The organism is Actinomadura sp. GC306 (assembly GCF_004348665.1).
Classification (GTDB): Bacteria; Actinomycetota; Actinomycetes; order Streptosporangiales; family Streptosporangiaceae; genus Spirillospora.
In genome coordinates, this window is sequence record NZ_SMKM01000147.1 from 1 (window position 1) to 16,104 (window position 16,104).

The 16,104-nt window shown below is 75.0% G+C and carries 14 protein-coding genes; 5 read left to right on the forward strand and 9 right to left on the reverse strand.

The window, feature by feature from the left end; genetic code table 11:
* The first annotated feature begins 59 nt into the window (after positions 1-59).
* Entirely contained in the window at positions 60-833 is a 774-nt protein-coding gene (locus E1200_RS20235; RefSeq protein ID WP_131953618.1) for an enoyl-CoA hydratase-related protein, read from the forward strand.
* A gap of 6 nt (positions 834-839) precedes the next feature.
* On the opposite strand, the gene E1200_RS20240 is transcribed toward E1200_RS20235, so the two are convergent.
* Positions 840-3,479, reverse strand: a complete 2,640-nt coding sequence (locus tag E1200_RS20240; RefSeq protein ID WP_131953619.1) for a phosphoenolpyruvate carboxylase — start codon at positions 3,477-3,479, stop codon at positions 840-842.
* A gap of 77 nt (positions 3,480-3,556) precedes the next feature.
* Between E1200_RS20240 and E1200_RS20245 the strand changes: the two genes are divergently transcribed.
* The 4 genes from E1200_RS20245 (at position 3,557) to E1200_RS20260 (ending at position 7,981) form a co-directional block, all read left to right on the forward strand.
* The gene (locus tag E1200_RS20245) at positions 3,557-5,149 is read left to right on the forward strand and encodes an acyl-CoA carboxylase subunit beta (RefSeq protein ID WP_131953620.1); all 1,593 of its coding nucleotides are present in this window, start codon (positions 3,557-3,559) and stop codon (positions 5,147-5,149) included.
* Positions 5,150-5,179: 30 nt separating this feature from the next.
* Positions 5,180-5,434 carry an acyl-CoA carboxylase subunit epsilon gene (locus E1200_RS20250; RefSeq protein WP_131953621.1) on the forward strand — a complete coding sequence of 85 codons (255 nt, stop codon included), beginning with the start codon at positions 5,180-5,182 and terminating at the stop codon, positions 5,432-5,434.
* A gap of 142 nt (positions 5,435-5,576) precedes the next feature.
* Positions 5,577-6,629 carry an NYN domain-containing protein gene (locus tag E1200_RS20255; RefSeq protein WP_131953622.1) on the forward strand — a complete coding sequence of 351 codons (1,053 nt, stop codon included), beginning with the start codon at positions 5,577-5,579 and terminating at the stop codon, positions 6,627-6,629.
* A gap of 158 nt (positions 6,630-6,787) precedes the next feature.
* Positions 6,788-7,981, forward strand: a complete 1,194-nt coding sequence (locus E1200_RS20260; RefSeq protein WP_131953623.1) for a YncE family protein — start codon at positions 6,788-6,790, stop codon at positions 7,979-7,981.
* A gap of 18 nt (positions 7,982-7,999) precedes the next feature.
* Here the strand turns inward: E1200_RS20260 and E1200_RS20265 are convergent, their stop codons facing one another.
* The 8 genes from E1200_RS20265 to E1200_RS20300 all read right to left on the reverse strand — a co-directional run bounded on the left by E1200_RS20265 (position 8,000) and on the right by E1200_RS20300 (position 16,031).
* Positions 8,000-11,074 carry a bacterial transcriptional activator domain-containing protein gene (locus E1200_RS20265; protein ID WP_131953624.1) on the reverse strand — a complete coding sequence of 1,025 codons (3,075 nt, stop codon included), beginning with the start codon at positions 11,072-11,074 and terminating at the stop codon, positions 8,000-8,002.
* A 64-nt stretch (positions 11,075-11,138) separates the two neighbouring features.
* On the reverse strand, positions 11,139-11,579 hold the full coding sequence (locus E1200_RS20270; protein ID WP_131953625.1) for a pilus assembly protein TadG-related protein: 441 nt from the start codon (positions 11,577-11,579) through the stop codon (positions 11,139-11,141).
* Positions 11,576-12,025: a TadE/TadG family type IV pilus assembly protein gene (locus tag E1200_RS20275; RefSeq protein WP_243708712.1), complete on the reverse strand. Its 450-nt coding sequence runs from the start codon at positions 12,023-12,025 to the stop codon at positions 11,576-11,578. Before E1200_RS20275 ends, E1200_RS20270 begins: the two co-directional genes overlap by 4 nt.
* Entirely contained in the window at positions 12,025-12,414 is a 390-nt protein-coding gene (locus E1200_RS20280) for a TadE/TadG family type IV pilus assembly protein (protein WP_243708713.1), read from the reverse strand. Before E1200_RS20280 ends, E1200_RS20275 begins: the two co-directional genes overlap by 1 nt.
* 32 nt (positions 12,415-12,446) lie before the next feature.
* A complete protein-coding gene (locus tag E1200_RS20285) occupies positions 12,447-12,668 on the reverse strand; it encodes a hypothetical protein (protein WP_131953627.1) in 222 nt (73 codons plus the stop codon).
* 42 nt (positions 12,669-12,710) lie between these two features.
* On the reverse strand, positions 12,711-13,658 hold the full coding sequence (locus E1200_RS20290; protein WP_207933452.1) for a type II secretion system F family protein: 948 nt from the start codon (positions 13,656-13,658) through the stop codon (positions 12,711-12,713).
* The gene (locus tag E1200_RS20295) at positions 13,655-14,683 is read right to left on the reverse strand and encodes a type II secretion system F family protein (protein WP_131953628.1); all 1,029 of its coding nucleotides are present in this window, start codon (positions 14,681-14,683) and stop codon (positions 13,655-13,657) included. Before E1200_RS20295 ends, E1200_RS20290 begins: the two co-directional genes overlap by 4 nt.
* A 49-nt stretch (positions 14,684-14,732) precedes the next feature.
* Positions 14,733-16,031 carry an ATPase, T2SS/T4P/T4SS family gene (locus E1200_RS20300; RefSeq protein WP_131953629.1) on the reverse strand — a complete coding sequence of 433 codons (1,299 nt, stop codon included), beginning with the start codon at positions 16,029-16,031 and terminating at the stop codon, positions 14,733-14,735.
* Positions 16,032-16,104: the final 73 nt, after the last annotated feature.

Genomic DNA, 16,104 nt, shown 5'->3' on the forward strand with positions numbered 1-16,104 from the left:
CTCCATAACAACAACACGCCGCAAGTCAACGGGAAAGGGGAGGGGGTTAGGGTCGGGGCATGGATGGTGTGGGCTTGCGGCGGGACGGGTTCGTTGCGGAGATCGTGCTGGATCGGGCTGAGGCGCTGAACGCGCTGTCGACGGCTATGGCGCGGCGGCTCGCCAGCGTGTGCGCGGAGGTGGCGGCGGACGACCAGGTCCGCGCGGTGGTGCTGAGCGCCGCCGGCGAGCGGGCGTTCTGCGTCGGCGCCGACCTCAAGGAGCGCAACGCGATGACCGACGCGGAGATCATGGCCCAGCGGCCGGTGTTCCGCGCCGCGTTCGGCGGCGTCCTGAACCTGCCGCAGCCGGTCGTCGCGGCCGTGCACGGGTTCGCGCTCGGCGGCGGCTGCGAGTTCGCGCTGTCCGCCGACCTGATCGTGGCGGACGAGACGGCCGTGTTCGGGCTGCCCGAGGTGCGGGTCGGGCTCGTGCCCGGCGGCGGCGGGACGCAGCTCGCCCTGCGCCGCCTCGGCCCCGCCAAGGCCGCCGACCTGGTGTTCACCGGCCGCCGACTGGATGTGGACGAGGCCGTCGAAATCGGGCTCGCCGACCGGAAGGTTCCGGCGGGGGCGGCGCGTGATGAGGCGCTGGCACTGGCCAAGGTGATCGCGCAGAACTCGCCGGTGGCCGTCCGCGCCGCCAAGCGCGCCCTCCGCCAAGGCAACGGCGTCGGCCTCGACGCGGGGCTCGACCTGGAGGAGAACGCCTGGCGCACCGCCGCCGCCTCCGCCGACCGCCGCGAGGGCATCGCCGCCTTCGCCGAGAAGCGCGACCCCGTCTGGCCGTCCTGATCCGGGTCAGCCGGTGTTCTGCAGGCCGGCGGCCACGCCGTTGACTGAGAGGAGGAGCAGCGCCTCGAGGTGGGTGCGCTCCTCGTCGTCGGTCACGCCTGCGCGGAGGGCCGTGAGGGCTCGTAGTTGCAGGTGGGAGAGGGCGTCCACGTACGGGTTGCGCAGCTCGACCGCCCGGGACAGGACGCGGCGGTTCTCCAGCAGGCGGTCGTGGCCCGTCACCGCCAGGACGAGGCGGTGGGTGCGGTCGTACTCGGCGAGGACGGTATCGGTGAGTTCCGGGCGGTCGCCCAGCGCCAGGTAGCGCTCGGCGATCGCGCGGTCCGACTTGGCCAGGCTCATCTCGGCGTTGTCGAGGAGGGTGTTGAACAGCGGCCACGACTCGTACGCCTCGCGGAGCGCCGTCAGGTCGCGGCCGTCCGCGGAGACGGCGGCGAGGCCGCTGCCGAGGCCGTACCAGCCGGGGAGGTTGACGCGGGTCTGCGTCCAGGCGAAGACCCACGGGATGGCGCGCAGGTCCTCCAGGCCGCGGGCCGCCTTGCGGCGGGCGGGGCGGGAGCCGATGCGCAGCCCCGAGATCTCCTCCAGCGGGCTGACCTGGGAGAACCAGGCGGCGAAGTCCGCGGTCTCGACGAGCGAGCGGAACGCCGCCTCGGCCGCCTCGCTGATCTTGTCGGCGAGCGGGCGGTAGCGGGCGGCTGCCTCGCGGGCGCGGTCCTGGACGGCGCCGGTCGAGGCGAGCAGCACCGCGCTGGTGACCTGCTCGACGTGCCGCCTGGCGATCTCGCGCTGGCCGTAGCGGGCGAAGATGACCTCGCCCTGCTCGGTGACCTTGAAGCGGCCCGCGACCGAGCCGGGCGCCTGCGCGAGGATCGCGCGGTTGGCGGGGCCGCCGCCGCGGCCGAGGGAGCCGCCGCGGCCGTGGAACAGCGTCAGCCTGATGTCGTTGCGGGCCGCCCACGCGGCGAGCGCCTCCTGCGTGTCGTAGAGGCGGAGGGTGGCGCTGGCCGGGCCGAGCTGCTTGGCCGAGTCGGAGTAGCCGAGCATGACCTCCAGCCGGCGGCCGGTGTCGTCCAGGCGGCGCCGCACGGCCGGGATCGCCAGCATCCCGTCCAGGACGGACGGGGCGCGTTCGAGGTCCTCGCCGGTCTCGAAGAGGGGGATGACGTCCAGGACGGGCGCCTGCTCGCCGAGGGACGCGGCGAGTTCGTGGACGTTCGCGACGTCCTCGGCGGAGCGGGTGAACGAGACGATGTAGCGGTGGCAGGCGCGGACGCCGAACCGGCCCTGGATCCACGCGATGACGCGGAGGGTTTCGAGGATCTCCTCGGTCATCTCCGATCGCGGCCCGCCCGCGGCCAGCTCCCGCAGCGCCGTCTCGTGCAGCTCGGAGTGCTGCCGGATCTCCAGCTCGGCGAGGTGGAAGCCGAACGTCTCGACCTGCCAGACGAGCTGCTGGACGCGCCCGTACGCCTGCCGGGCGGCGCCCGCCCCGGCCAGGGAGTCCTGGACGGTGCGCAGGTCGGCCAGCAGCTCGTCCGGGGAGCCGTAGGCGAGGTCGGCGTCGCGTTCGCGGGTCGCGGCGATCCGGGCGGCGGCGTGCAGCAGGACCTGGCGGTGCGGTTCGCCGGGCGACCGCTTGGCGATCCCGGCGAGCAGCCGGGGGTGCGCGGTGCGGGCGGCGGCGAGGAGGTCGCGCAGCGCCGCCGACGCGGGCGTGGTCGTCTCGTGGACGGTCAGCTCCCGGCCGATGCGCGCGCAGGCGTTCTCCAGCGCGCGCAGGATGTGGTCGGCCTGGATCATGATCGCTTCGCGGGTGACCTGCGCGGTGACGTAGGGGTTGCCGTCGCGGTCGCCGCCGATCCAGCTGCCGAACCGCACGTAGGGCCGCGCCTTCGGCGGGCGGGTGCCGGTGCGGCCCCCGTCGAGCGCCCCGTCGAGGAGGGCATGGTCCAGCGCGCGGTAGATGTGCGGGACGACCCGGAACAGCGTCTCGTCGAACGCGGCCATCGCGGTGCGGACCTCGTCCAGGGGGTCGAGCTTGGTGGTCCGGCGCAGGGCAGTCCGCCACAGCAGGTCGATCTCCTCGCGGAGGCTGCGCTCGATCTCCGCGCGCTCCGACGCGCCGGGCGCGCCGTCCAGCCGCGTCATCAGGTCGCTGACGCGCTGGATCGCGGTGACGACGGCGCGCCGCCGGGCCTCGGTCGGGTGGGCGGTGAAGACGGGCCGGAACTCCAGGCCGTCGACGAGGCCGTCCAGGTCGGCGTCCCCGGTGGCGCGGATGTGCTCGACGGTGGCCGCGACCGAGCCGGGGACGGTGTCGCCGGTGTCGCGCTCCCGCAGCGTCCGGATGCGGTGGTGCTCCTCCGCGAGGTTCGTCAGGTGGAAGTAGACGGTGAACGCGCGGGCGACCTGCTCGGCACGTTCCAGCGGGTACCCGTCGGCGATGGCGGCGGCCTCCGCGCCGGACGCCTCGCCGCGGCGGGCGGCGATCACGGCCTGGCGGAGCCGTTCGACGTCGTCCAGCAGCCCCTGGCCGCCGTACTCCACCAGGGAGTCGCCGAGCATCGCGCCGAGCAGCCGCACGTCGCGGCGCAGCGGCTCGGGCAGGTCCTGCCGGAAGGTCTCACGCGTCTTCGTAGCCACCCGCCCCAGCGTAACCAGACCCGGAGAGCGGCCCCCGCCCGCATCGGCGGCATCAGTGTCCGGTTACCCTGGCCCGCATGGCGACGGAAGCCCCTGAACCCCCGGTGGAGTACGACGTCCACACCACGGCGGGAAAGATCGCGGACCTGGAGCGGCGCAGGTACGAGGCCGTGCACGCCGGCTCGGCGCGGGCGGTGGAGAAGCAGCACGCCAAGGGCAAGATGACGGCCCGGGAGCGGATCGACGCGCTGCTCGACCCCGGCTCGTTCGTCGAGTTCGACGAGATGGCGCGGCACCGCTCCACGAACTTCGGCATGGAGAAGAACCGCCCCTACGGCGACGGCGTCGTCACCGGGTACGGCACGGTCGACGGGCGTCCCGTGGCGGTGTTCAGCCAGGACTTCACCGTCTCCGGCGGCTCCCTCGGCGAGGTCTTCGGCGAGAAGATCTGCAAGGTCATGGACCACGCGGTCAAGACCGGCTGCCCGGTGATCGGCATCAACGACTCCGGCGGCGCGCGGATCCAGGAGGGCGTGGTCGCGCTCGGCCTGTACGCCGAGATCTTCAAGCGGAACGTGCACGCGTCCGGCGTCATCCCGCAGATCTCGCTGGTCATGGGGCCGTGCGCGGGCGGCGCCGTGTACTCCCCGGCGATCACCGACTTCATCGTCATGGTCGACCAGACCTCGCACATGTTCATCACCGGCCCCGACGTGATCAAGACGGTGACCGGCGAGGAGGTCACGTTCGAGGAGCTCGGCGGCGCGCACTCGCACAACTCCAAGTCGGGCGTGGCGCACTACCAGGGGTCCGACGAGGACGACGCGATCGAGTACGTCAAGGCGCTGCTGTCGTACCTGCCGTCCAACAACCTCTCCGACGCGCCCGCGTTCGACGTCCCCGTCGACCCGGCGGAGCTCGTCGAGGAGCTGGACACCCTCATCCCGGACTCGCCGAACCAGCCGTACGACATGAAGACCGTCATCGAGCACGTCGTGGACGACGGCGAGTTCCTCGAGGTCCAGGAGCTGTACGCGCCGAACATCATCGTCGGGTTCGGCCGGGTCGAGGGCCGCTCGGTCGGCATCGTCGCCAACCAGCCGATGCAGCTCGCCGGGACGCTCGACATCGACGCCTCGGAGAAGGCCGCGCGGTTCGTGCGGACGTGCGACGCGTTCAACGTGCCGGTGCTGACGTTCGTGGACGTCCCCGGCTTCCTGCCCGGCACCGGCCAGGAGTGGAACGGGATCATCCGGCGCGGCGCGAAGCTGCTGTACGCGTACGCCGAGGCGACCGTCCCACTGGTCACGATCATCACGCGGAAGGCGTACGGCGGGGCCTACGACGTCATGGGCTCCAAGCACCTCGGCGCCGACATCAACCTGGCGTGGCCGACCGCGCAGATCGCGGTGATGGGCGCGCAGGGCGCGGTCAACATCCTGTACCGGCGGGAGCTCGCCTCCGCGGACGACCCGGACGTCCGCCGCGCGGAGCTGATCACCGAGTACGAGGACACGCTCGCCAACCCCTACGTCGCGGCCGAGCGCGGCTACATCGACAACGTGATCAAGCCGTCGGAGACGCGCGGGCAGGTCGTGCGGGCGCTGCGGGCGCTGCGCGAGAAGCGGCAGACGCTGCCGCCCAAGAAGCATGGGAACATCCCGCTCTGACCCGACCCTCCCAGAAGGTCAGGAGAATCCGTGACCGCTGACGACAAGCCCTTCCTCCAGATCGTCCGGGGCGACCCGGGGCCGGCGGAGATCGCGGCGCTCGTGGCCGTGCTGACCGCCCGCGCCCGGGCGGCCGCCGCCGCCCGGGACGGCGGCGGGGCCGCCGCGGGCGGTGCCCGGCCGTCGCGCTGGTCGGACCGCTCCCGGCTGGTCCGCGCGACGCTCGCGGACGACCTGCGGCCGCGCGGCGCGGGCGCGTGGCGGGCCAGCGCCCTGCCGCACTGACCCCGAGGCCCGCACCCTCCCCCACCACCTGCGGCGGCCCGCGCGACGCGATGTCGCGCGGGCGGCCCGCCGGGTTCCCGGCACGACGTTGTCACGGCGGTTCACACCCAGGGGCGGCCCGGCACGAATAAGGTGGAAGGCCATGGCCACCTCGGAGTTCGTTCCCCAGCCCGCGCGGTACGCGATTTTCGTCGACGCGGGGTACCTTTACGCGGCCTCCGGTGCCCTGCTGCTGAGCTGCGGGTCCAGGCGCGAGTACCGCGTCGCCGCCGAGAAGCTCATCAAGGCGCTGACCAGCCACGCCGACGACCAGCTGCTCGGCGAGCTGCTGCGGGTGTACTGGTTCGACGCCGCGCCGAAGCGGCAGCCGACCGTCGACCAGCGCGTCATCGCGAACCTGCCGCTGGTGAAGCTGCGGCTCGGGAACCTGAACGCCCAGGGCCAGCAGAAGGGCGTGGACGCCCAGCTCCGCGCCGACCTGGAGGCCCTCGCCCGGCACCGCGCCATCACCGACGCGGTGCTGCTGGCCGGCGACGAGGACATGCTGCCCGCCGTCGAGGCCGCCCAGCGCTACGGCGTGCGCGTGCATCTGTGGGGGGTCGAGCCGACGCACGGCTCCAACCAGGCCGAGTGGCTGGTGTGGGAGTCCGACACGGTCGAGGTGCTGCCCGCCGACTTCCTGCGCCCCTACTTCACCAAGGCGAAGGTGCTGCCGGTCCCCGCGCCGGGGAGCGCCGCCGCCGTCCGGGACGCCGCGGCCGCCGCGCAGCGCACCAGCCCCGTCCCGTCGCCGTCGCAGGTCTTCGCCGGGCGCCCCCCGGCGGTGAAGCCGACGCCGGGCGTCCGCACCGCCGTGACCGTCCCGGCCGGGGCGACGCCCGCGACGGTGGCCGCGTCGATGCACTCCGCGCCCGCGACCAGCGACGGCAAGCTCGGGCCCGACCGCGACCACATGCTGGAGATCGGCGAGCACGTCGCCCAGAAGTGGATCTTCGAGCGGGGGCGGGACAACATCCGCGACCTGCTGCCCGGCCCGATCCTGCCGCCGGTCATCGACAAGGAGCTGCTGATCGAGGCCGAGAAGGAGCTGGGCTCCTCGCTGCGGCCCTACCAGGAGGCCCGCACCTGGCTGCGGGACGGCTTCTGGGAGCGCGTGTACCGCGAGTTCGGCATCGGCTTCGGCAAGTCCGACTAGCGCCCGTCCCACCCGCGTCCGGCCGCGCGTCCGCCCCCACGTCCGGTGGCGTGACCACGTTTCGCGGTTGACCGGACACGGACGGTCGTCCCCCGGTAAGGTCCCCGCCTGGTGAGGGGAGGGCCGTGCAGGGACGCCGGGCAGGACGATCACGGGCGATGCGCCCGTGGGCCGTGCTCACCTGCGCCGTGGTGGCCGGCGGGGTCCTGGCCGGATGCGAGTCGCCGGTCCCGTTCCACCGGCCCGGGGAGGGCTCCCCGGACGGCCCGGTCCTGGGGCTCGGCGGCCCGGCGCCGTACCTGAGCGCACAACCCGACGCCGAAGCCCGCAGAAGCGGTGACCGCGTCCCCGGCGAGGTCCCGCTGGTGCCGGCGGGCGGGCACGTCTACGCCGCCACCGGGCCCGGAATGATGGCCCCGCACGCGCGGGAGGTGCCCGCGCGGCTCTACGTCGCGCACGGGCGGGCCATCGACGTCATCGACGCCGGCACGATGCGGACCGTCGGGCGGCTGCACACCGGCGCGGCGGCCTCGCGGGTCGTGCCGTCCTGGGACCTGCGGCGCCTCTGGGCCACCGATCCCGCACGCGGCACGCTCGTCCGGTTCGGGCCGCTCGGCGGGGTGCGCGGCCGCCCGGTGCAGGCCGGGTCCCCGGCCGCACTGCACTTCTCCCCGGACGGCCGGCACGCGCTGGTGCTGGCGCATCGGCCGTCCCGCGTCGAGGTTCGCGACCCGCGCACGATGCGGCGCAAGGGGTCGGTCCGGCTGCCGTGCACCCCCGGGTACGCCGACTTCACGCCGGACGGGTCGGCGCTGGTGGCGACGTGCGGTTCCGCCGGCGCGCTCACCCGCGTGGACCTCACGACCGGCCGCGTCTCCGCGACGGTCCGGCTCCCGGCGGGGGCGCGCCCCGGCGACCTGCGGCTGTCGCCGGACGGGACGCTGTTCTACGTGGCCGATCCGGTGCGGGGCGGCGTCTGGCTCGTGGACGCCGGGCGGCTGGCCGTGCGGGGGTTCGTCCGCACCGCGCCCGGCGCGCGGGGGCTGGCGGTCGGCCGCGACGCGCGGCGCCTGTTCGTGGTGGGCGGCGGGACGCTCACCGCCGTCCGGTTCGGCACCCGGCGGGTCGCGTCCCGCTGGCCGCTGCCCGGCGGCGGCACGCCGATCCCCGGCGGCATGTCGCGGGACGGGTCGGCGCTGTGGCTCGCCGACCCCCGCGGCCTCGTCTACGCCGTCTCCACCCGGACGGGCCGGGTCGTGCGGAAGGTCCGCGTCGCGGGGCGCCCGGCGGGCCTGGCCGTCCATCCGCAGCCCGGCCGGTTCTCGCTGGGCGGCACGGGCCTGTACCGGTAGCCGCCGCGTCCGGCCGCGTCAGCGGGTGCTGACGCTGTGCCAGCCGGGCAGCAGCTCCTCCACCAGCGACTCGGTCTCCGGCTGGAGCCGGTCGAAGTACGGGTCGCGTGCGACGCGGGTGCGCAGCTCGTCCACGACGACCCGCAGCTCGGCCACGTCACCGGTCGCGTGGGTCGCGCGGAGCAGGTCGCGCCACATGCCCTCGTCGTCGGGGGCGAGCCGCAGCCCGGCGCGGGCCGCGCTCACCGCGCCGCGGGCGTCGCCCTCGTCGAGCCGCAGCACGACGAGCCGGTGCGCGACGTCCATGACCCGCGCGGACGCCTCGTACTCCAGGTCGTGGTCGGCCAGCCACGCGTACCGGCCGCGCGGGCGGTCGGCGAGCAGCGGGCCGCGGACGAGGTCGAGCGCGTAGGCCATGTACGCCGTCTCCGACCCGGGCTCCGCCGCCGACCGCCACACCAGCCAGCGGAACACGTTGAGGTCGACCCGCACCTCCGAGCCGAGCCGGATCCGGCCGCGCTCGTCGGTGTAGAGGTTCGGGCGGCCGCGCGCGTCGCGGCCGAGCCAGTCCGCCACGCGCGCCACGGACGCGTCGCGGACCGCGGGAGTCGTGCCGCGCGGCCAGATCGCGCCGGACAGCACCGTCGGGTGGACGCCCTCCGGGTGCGCCGCCAGATACACCAGCAGCTCGGTGCACAGCGCGCGGCGGTCGTCGTCCATGGGGCCCGGCGCCGCGACCTCGATCGGGCCGAGCAGCCGGATGTCGACCGACGACTCGTGCGCGCTCGGCGGCTCCGCCCCGCCGGCGAGTCCCGGCAGCTCGGCGGAGTCGAGCCGGCCCGCCGCCCGGAAGAGCTCGAACACGCCGCGGTAGTCGTCGTCGGCGACGAGCTGCGCGTCGACGTCGAAACCGAGCACGCCGGCCTGGAGGCGGCCGCCCTCGTCGACGTCCCACGTCCAGGTGGCGCCCTGCACGTCGCCGGGGACGAGGTAGCCGGCGGCCATCCGGGTCCCGGTGCGGGCGAGCGCGACGAGCCGGTCCGCCTCCCGCTCGGACGGCTGCCTCGCCATGATCAGGTAGTGCGGCATCCACGCCTCGCCGAACACGCCGCGGCAGCGCCCGGTGAGGACCGAGTCGACGCCGGACGCGGCGAGCGCCTGCCGCACCTCCTCGGCGCGCCCCTCCAGCTCGGGCAGCGCGTCGGCGAGCGTCGGCACGGCCCGGACCCGGTCCGGGGCGATCTCCGCCAGGCCCTCGCCGAGTTCCCCGTCGAACCCGACGAGCGTGATCCGCATGTGGTCGGACCAGCGGTTGGTGGCCAGTTCCATCGCGATCGCCGACAGCGCCGCGCGGCGGACGTCGTCGGGGCCGCGCAGCGCGATGAGCCCGTGCGCGGCCTCCAGGTCGACCAGGATCCGGCCGTTGTCGTTGGTGCCGATCGACACGAGGCCCGGGTAGGGGGCGAGGACGTCGCCGAGGTCGGCGGCCTCCAGTTCCGGCAGCGCCTCGCTGTGCAGCCGCCACACCTGGCCGTCGTCGAACGCCTGCCACGGCGCGGGGGGATTGCGGTCGGCGGGCGCGATCCACAGGTCGAGGCTGCCCGGCCCGGCGTGCGGGGTGCCGAGATGCACCCCGTAGATGGTCGGGAGGGTGCGGCCGCCCGCCGCCATCGACTTGGACAGGTGCCGCAGGCCGAGGTCGAGCAGCCGCGCGGACTCGTCGTCGGCGCCGAGCCGCAGCGCCCGCTCCGCCTCGGCCGCCGCCCCCTCCGGCCGGACGATCATCCGGCCGAACGCCCGGTGCCAGAGCTGGACGCGGCGGCGCCGACCGAGCGCGACGACCAGCCCGGCGGCGAGCAGCGAGGCCGCCGCGAGGCCGTGCGGCCAGCCGAGGTCGAGCGTCCCGCCGGTGTCGTCCCCCTGGCCGGGCACGGACGCGCCGCCGCTCTCGGCGTCGCCGTCCATCTCGCCGGACGGGCCGCCGTGGACGGGCGGCTGCGCCGGCGCCTCCTTCTCAGGCGCCTGCTGCTCCGGGGCCTGCTGCTCCGGGGCCGGCTTCTCGGGCGCCGGCTTCTCGGGCGCCTGCTGCTCTGGCGCGGTCGGCTGGGTCTCCGGAGCGGTCGGCTGCGGGACGGTGGGCTGCGGCGCGGTGGGCGCGGCCGTGGGCGGTGCCTGGGACGCCGGGGGCCGCGGCTTCTCCGTCTCCCGCGGCGGCTCCGGCTTCGCGGGCCGCTCCGGCCGGTCCGGGGCGGGGTGCCCGTACCGGAAGTACTCGTCGAGCTCCCCCGCGGGGATGACCTTCGCGCCCTTGGCGTCCGCGGGCATCTCCAAGATCCAGCCTGGCCGGATGAGGCTGGCGATGGTCAGCCGGGTCCCGTCCGGCTGCACGCGGCCCTTGTTGAGGGCGAAGATCTCCTTGTAGCGGCGGCCCTCGCCCAGGCACTTCTCGGCGATCTCCCACAGGCTCTCGTGGTGGCGTCCCTCGGGCGGCTGCACCCGGTAGATCTTCGTGGTGTCGGCCGTCCGCATCGGTTCGGCGGCGAGGTCCGCCGACGCCCGGTCGGTGCCGGGGGTCGCGGCGGTGCGCTCCGGCACGGTCGCCGCGACGGGGCGGAAGTCCTGCGACTGGGCCTGCGCGGGCGGGTGCTGCGACAGGCCCCCGGCCGACAGCGCCGGCATGATCGCGGTGGTGGCGGTGAACAGCAGCAGCGCGGCCACGACGAGCCGGTGCACCAGCGACTGCGTCCCGCCGGCGAGCGGCACCCGCGCGGGCACGCCCACCCCGCGGATCCCCGCGTAGACCTCGACGACCACGCACGCCGTGAACTGGAGCCAGGCGAGCCATACCAGCGCGACGAGGATGCCGATGAGCGCGCCGGGGCCGATCCGCTGCGTGAGGTCCGCCGTGGTCGGCACGGTGTCCGGCAGCGGTGAGCCGAACAGGACGACGAGCGCGGCCGGGACGCCGGCCACCAGCACGGCCAGCGCGATGATCGCGCCGATGCCGGCGAGCACGTCGCCCGCGCTGCGGTGCCCTCCGCCGGGCCGCCTGCCGCCCCGGTCCGGTGTCCGCCGAGCCTGCCGCGTCACCATCGCGCCCCCACCGTTCGCCGGTCCCTGGACGTCGCCCACATCGTAGGCCGGTTTCGCCTCGCGCTCACGGGTCGATCCCTCCCGTGACGGGACGGGCCGTCGCCCCGGACGTCATCCGGAACTCGCCGAGGCCCGGGATGATCCCGAGCAGCTGCGGCCGGACGGTGATCTGCACGTTCACCGCCACCTCCTGCTCGTCGGCGTCGCACTGCGACGCGGTGACCTGGTCGCGGTGATCGGCGAGCAGCGCGCAGGCCGCCGCGCGCGCCCGCGCCGGGTCGAGGACGGGTTCGCCGGTGGCGCGCAGGGCGTCGGTGTCGATCTGGTTCGCGCCCGCGCGGGCGGCCTGCTCGGCCATGTCGGCGGCGCGCTGCCGCGCGTGGATGGCGAGCCCGCCGTCGACCAGCAGCCCGGCCAGCACGAAGACGATGGGGGTGAACAGCACCGTGTACAGCGCGATCGTGCCCCGGTCGCCGCGCGGGTCACGGGCTTGGCGGGCGGTCATGGCGCGCTCCCGGGGTCGTCGGCGCCGCCGGCGTCCGTCCCGCGGTAGGTGAAGGTGTCGACGGGCGCGATCGCGTGGCCCTGCAGGCGCTTGGTGCCGGGCAGCCCGATGAACGACAGGTCGCCGAGGTCGACGTCGCAGGTGATCGTCACGCCGACCCGGCCGCCCGGCCCCCAGGCGGACACGTCGGTCGTCACGCCGGGCCCGCCCGCGCACCAGCCGGCGCTGGTGAGGCCGGCCGCGGCGGTGTCGGCGGCGAGGCGCTGCGCGGCCGGGGCGCTGCGGGCGATGGACGCGGCGCGCGCCGCGTCCCGGGCGGCGCCGTCCACCTGGCCCTTGGCGTCCACCATCCGGCCGGCGCCGGCGAGGAACAGCAGGAACCCCACGAACAGGGGCGTGACCAGCACCATCTCCAGCGACATCGACCCGCGGTCCCCGCGTCTCATCAGCCGGCCCCCGGTTCGCACGCGAGCCCTTCGCCGACGTCGGGGCGGAAGCACTCGATCGGCCCCTGGGAGCGCTGCGACACCCGGAACGTCATGAACGGGACGACGGTCACCGCCTCGCCGCTGACCTCCACCCAGCGCTGGTCGCCGGACTCCCCCGCGCGGACGCTGAGGCCGCTCAGCAGCTCCGGCCCGATCTCGCGGACGTCCCCGGCGGCCTTCGCGGTCGCCGCGTCCTGCCAGCCGCCGCCGACGGGCGCGGTCCGCGCGACGCGCGCACCCGACTGCGCCGCCGCGAGCGCGACGTGCCGGGCGTGGAACACCATCGTGAACTGCACGACGACGAGCATCAGCAGGATGAGGACCGGCGTCAGCAGCGCCCACTCCATCGAGGACGCGCCGGAGTCGGCCCCCGGCCCGGTCAGCCGGTGTTGATGGTGTTGGCCTTGTCGGTCACCTTCCTGGTGATGACCGCGCCGATCGTGATCGCGAGCAGCGCCAGGATCGCGGTGATGATCGCCCATTCGATCGCGGACGCGCCCCGGTCGCGCTCCTCGTCCGAGCGCAGCCGGGCGAGCCGGGCGCCGAGGACGGCGCGCAGGTAGACGACGGACGGGTCGTGCAGCGGGTTGTGCGGGTTCATAGCGGTACCTCCATGGGGCCGGCACGGCGGCGGGGTCGGGGATCATGAGGCGAGCACCCTCATCAGGGCCGGGTAGGCCAGGAAGATCAGGAATCCGGCGCACAGGAACAGCTGCGCGACGAGCATCGACTGGGACCGCTCGCCCGCCTTGCCCTCCAGCTCCGACAGCTCCCGGCTGCGCATCGACGCGGCGCGGGCGGCGAGGGACTTGCGGACCTGCGCGCCGTCGTCGGCGACGAGGGCGAGCGCGCCGGCGAGGTCGCGCAGCTCGGCGATGTCGAGCTCCTCGCCGAGCCGGCCGAGCGACTGCCAGGGCGTCTGGCCGGTGATGCGGGCGTTGGCGAGCGCGTCGCGGATGCGGTGCATCGCCCAGCCCTCGCCGACGTTCGAGGCGGTCAGCAGCGCCTCCGGCACGCCGCGCCCGCCGGCGAGGTTCATCGACACCAGGTCGAGGAACGCGCCGACGACGTGCCGGAAGTCCTGCCTGCGGGCCTGCGCCTCCTGCCGGAGCTGCATGTCGGGGAAGAAGAAGAACAGCGCGGCGAACAGCACGCAGATCCACACCGGGACCGCGACGGACGAGCCGAGCCCGAGCAGCGCGAAGTACGCGGCGATCAGCGGTATGAACAGCAGCGCGGCGGCGGGCAGCAGGAACTTCGTGGCGAGGAACGCCTCCAGCGACCGCCCGGTGATCGCGAGGTCGGCGCGCACCGAGCGGAGCTTCCAGCCGCGCGACTCGTAGAACCGCGCCAGCTCCCGGCCGAGCCGGGCGCGCAGCACGCCGACGCGCTCCATCGTCGGGGACGTGGTCCGCCCCGCCGGCGCCGCGCCGCCCGGCCGCCCGGCCTGCTGCTCCGCGATGTCCTGGCGGCGGGCCGCGTCGAGCGCCGCCATCCGCGCGGCGAGGCCGGGACGGGCCGGGAACAGCGCCCGGACCAGCACGTACAGGCCGAAGCCGACGACGGCGCCGGCGATCATCGCGGCGTTCACGGGGCGGCACCCCCTCCCGCGTCCCCGCCCGCGTTCGTGGCGTGCCGCCCGCGCAGCGGCAGCTCCTGCGAGCCGCGCGTGCCGGACGCGCCGTCCGGGCCGGGGCCGCCTCCGCCGCCCTGCCAGCCCGCCACGGTGCTCGGCACCTCGCCGGGCACGCCGGGCTGGGCGGCCGGGCGCGGCTCGCTGAGGAACCGGCCCGGCAGCTCGTACTTCGACAGGCGGCGCAGCCACAGGAACGCCGCCCCGTACAGGGCGACGACGACGCACAGGACGAGCTGGCCGAGGAGGTCGTCGTACGGCTCGACGTAGGAGTGGTTGAACACGGCGAGGGCCAGCGCCGTCCCGACGGAGACGGCGACGACGATGCGGACGCTGCGCCGGGTGGAGCGCCGGTCGGCCTCGACGCGGCGCCGCATGTCCAGCTCGGCGCGGGCCGAGTTCGCGAGGGCGCTCAGCATGTCGCGCAGCCCGGGGCCGCGGAGCTTGGCGTTCAGGATCAGCGCGGCGACCACCAGGTCGGCGGACGGGTCGTCGATGTCGTCGGCGAACCGGCGCAGCGCCTCCGGCATCGGGACGCGGGTGTGCAGCCGGTCGACCAGGTCGCGCAGCGGCTGCTGCAGCGCGGGTGCGGCGGCGCGCTGCGAGGCGGGGATCGCCTGTTCGAGGCCGACCGCGCCCGCGATCGTGTCGCGCAGCGACTCCGTCCAGCCGGCGAGGGCCTCCAGCCGGGCCATGCCGCGGCGCTCCTCGGCGGCGCCGCCGACCAGGCCGTTCCAGACGAGCACGAGCGCGGCGGTGCCGGCGGCGGCGATCGGCCAGCGGGTCACGATCAGGACCAGGACGCCGACGACGGCGGCCACGGCGGTGCGGGTGGTGAACGTCTTGACCAGCTCTTCGCGGCTGCGGCCCCGGGCCGGCCGGGTGCGCGGCGGCAGCCCGCGCAGCGCGACGAGCAGCAGCAGGAGCCCGCCGCCCGCCACGGCGCCCGCGAGGATCGCGAGGAGCACGTCCGGCGCGTACATCAGCGCCCTCCCCGGTGATCCGCCGCGCGCCCGCCGCTCACCGGGCCGTTCACCAGGCACCTCCGGACGGGTCGTAGCCGTGGTCGGCGAGTTCGGCGGCGCACGCGATCGGGGCGCTCGGCACCGCGAACCCGGCGGGGCCGAGGGCGAACACCTCCGACGACAGGACGCGCCCGTCCACGCCGGTGACCTCGCGGACGCTGGAGACGTAGCGCCGCAGCCGGCCCCCGGTGGCGTACTCGTTGCGCTTCTCGATGAACACGACGAAGTCGATCGCGCCGGCGATCAGCATGTGCGTCGCCTCGACCGGCAGCCGCTCCTCCGACTGGATCGCGTACGTCGCGATGCGGTTGAAGACCTCCACCGACGAGTTCGCGTGGATCGTCGACAGCGACCCGTCGTTGCCCTGCGTCATCGCGTTCAGCATCGTGACGATCTCGTCGCCGAGCACCTCGCCGACGATCACCCGGGACGGGTTCATCCGCAGCGACCGGCGGACCAGCTCCGCCATCGAGATCGCGCCCTGCCCCTCGGAGTTCGGGAGCCGCTGCTCGAACGCGACACAGTTGGGGTGCAGCTCGGGGAAGGCGTCCAGGCCCAGCTCCAGGGCGCGCTCCACGGTGATGAGCCGCTCGTTCGGCGGGATCTCGTTGGCGACGGCGCGCAGCAGCGTCGTCTTCCCCGCGTTCGTCGCGCCCGCGATCATGATGTTCTTGCGGGCGCGGACGGCGGCGCCGAAGAACTGCGCGATCTCCTGGGTGAACGTGCCGTTCCCGACCAGGTCGGCCAGGAACACCTTGCCGAGCCGGGCCCGCCGGATCGACAGCGCCGGGCGGAGCGTCACGTCCATCACGGCCGACAGCCGGGAGCCGTCCGGCAGCCGCAGGTCGAGCTGCGGGTTCGCGGTGTCGAACGGGCGGGACGACAGCCCGCTGTAGGCGGCGAGGATCTGGATCAGCTCGACGAGTTCCTCGTCGCTCTCGGCGACCGGCTCGCCCATGACCTCGCGCCCGTCGGCGTAGCCGATGAACACGCGGTCGCAGCCGTTGATGTCGATGTTCTCGATCTCGGGGTCCTCCAGCAGCGGCTGGAGCCGGCCGACGCCGAACAGCGCGGCGTGCACCCCGGCCGCGAGCGCCTCCTCCTCTTCGGCGTTCGGCGGGCGGCGCCCGGAGGTGATCTCGCCGCGGGCGAACTCCTCCAGCACCTGGCCGATGAGGGCGCGGGCGAACTGCCGCTCGTCCTCGCCGGTCATCGGCGGCAGCCCGTTGGCGGCGTCCAGCCTGCGCTGCTGCGCCAGCCGGTCGCCGACCTCCTGGCGGAGGCGTTTGACGAGCCCGTGGTCCATCTAGCGCCTCCCTTCCTCGACCCGCGGCGGCGACATCGTCGGCGGGGACGGAGCCGCCGCGGGTCGAGGAAGG

Coding starts and splice junctions, on each gene's coding strand:
- E1200_RS20235 (WP_131953618.1), top strand. CDS start 60: ATGGATGGTGTGGGCTTGCGGCGGGACGGGTTCGTTGCGGAGATCGTG.
- E1200_RS20245 (WP_131953620.1), top strand. CDS start 3,557: ATGGCGACGGAAGCCCCTGAACCCCCGGTGGAGTACGACGTCCACACC.
- E1200_RS20255 (WP_131953622.1), top strand. CDS start 5,577: ATGGCCACCTCGGAGTTCGTTCCCCAGCCCGCGCGGTACGCGATTTTC.
- E1200_RS20260 (WP_131953623.1), top strand. CDS start 6,788: ATGCGCCCGTGGGCCGTGCTCACCTGCGCCGTGGTGGCCGGCGGGGTC.
- E1200_RS20265 (WP_131953624.1), bottom strand. CDS start 11,074: ATGGTGACGCGGCAGGCTCGGCGGACACCGGACCGGGGCGGCAGGCGG.
- E1200_RS20270 (WP_131953625.1), bottom strand. CDS start 11,579: ATGACCGCCCGCCAAGCCCGTGACCCGCGCGGCGACCGGGGCACGATC.
- E1200_RS20275 (WP_243708712.1), bottom strand. CDS start 12,025: ATGAGACGCGGGGACCGCGGGTCGATGTCGCTGGAGATGGTGCTGGTC.
- E1200_RS20280 (WP_243708713.1), bottom strand. CDS start 12,414: ATGGAGTGGGCGCTGCTGACGCCGGTCCTCATCCTGCTGATGCTCGTC.
- E1200_RS20285 (WP_131953627.1), bottom strand. CDS start 12,668: ATGAACCCGCACAACCCGCTGCACGACCCGTCCGTCGTCTACCTGCGC.
- E1200_RS20295 (WP_131953628.1), bottom strand. CDS start 14,683: ATGTACGCGCCGGACGTGCTCCTCGCGATCCTCGCGGGCGCCGTGGCG.
- E1200_RS20300 (WP_131953629.1), bottom strand. CDS start 16,031: ATGGACCACGGGCTCGTCAAACGCCTCCGCCAGGAGGTCGGCGACCGG.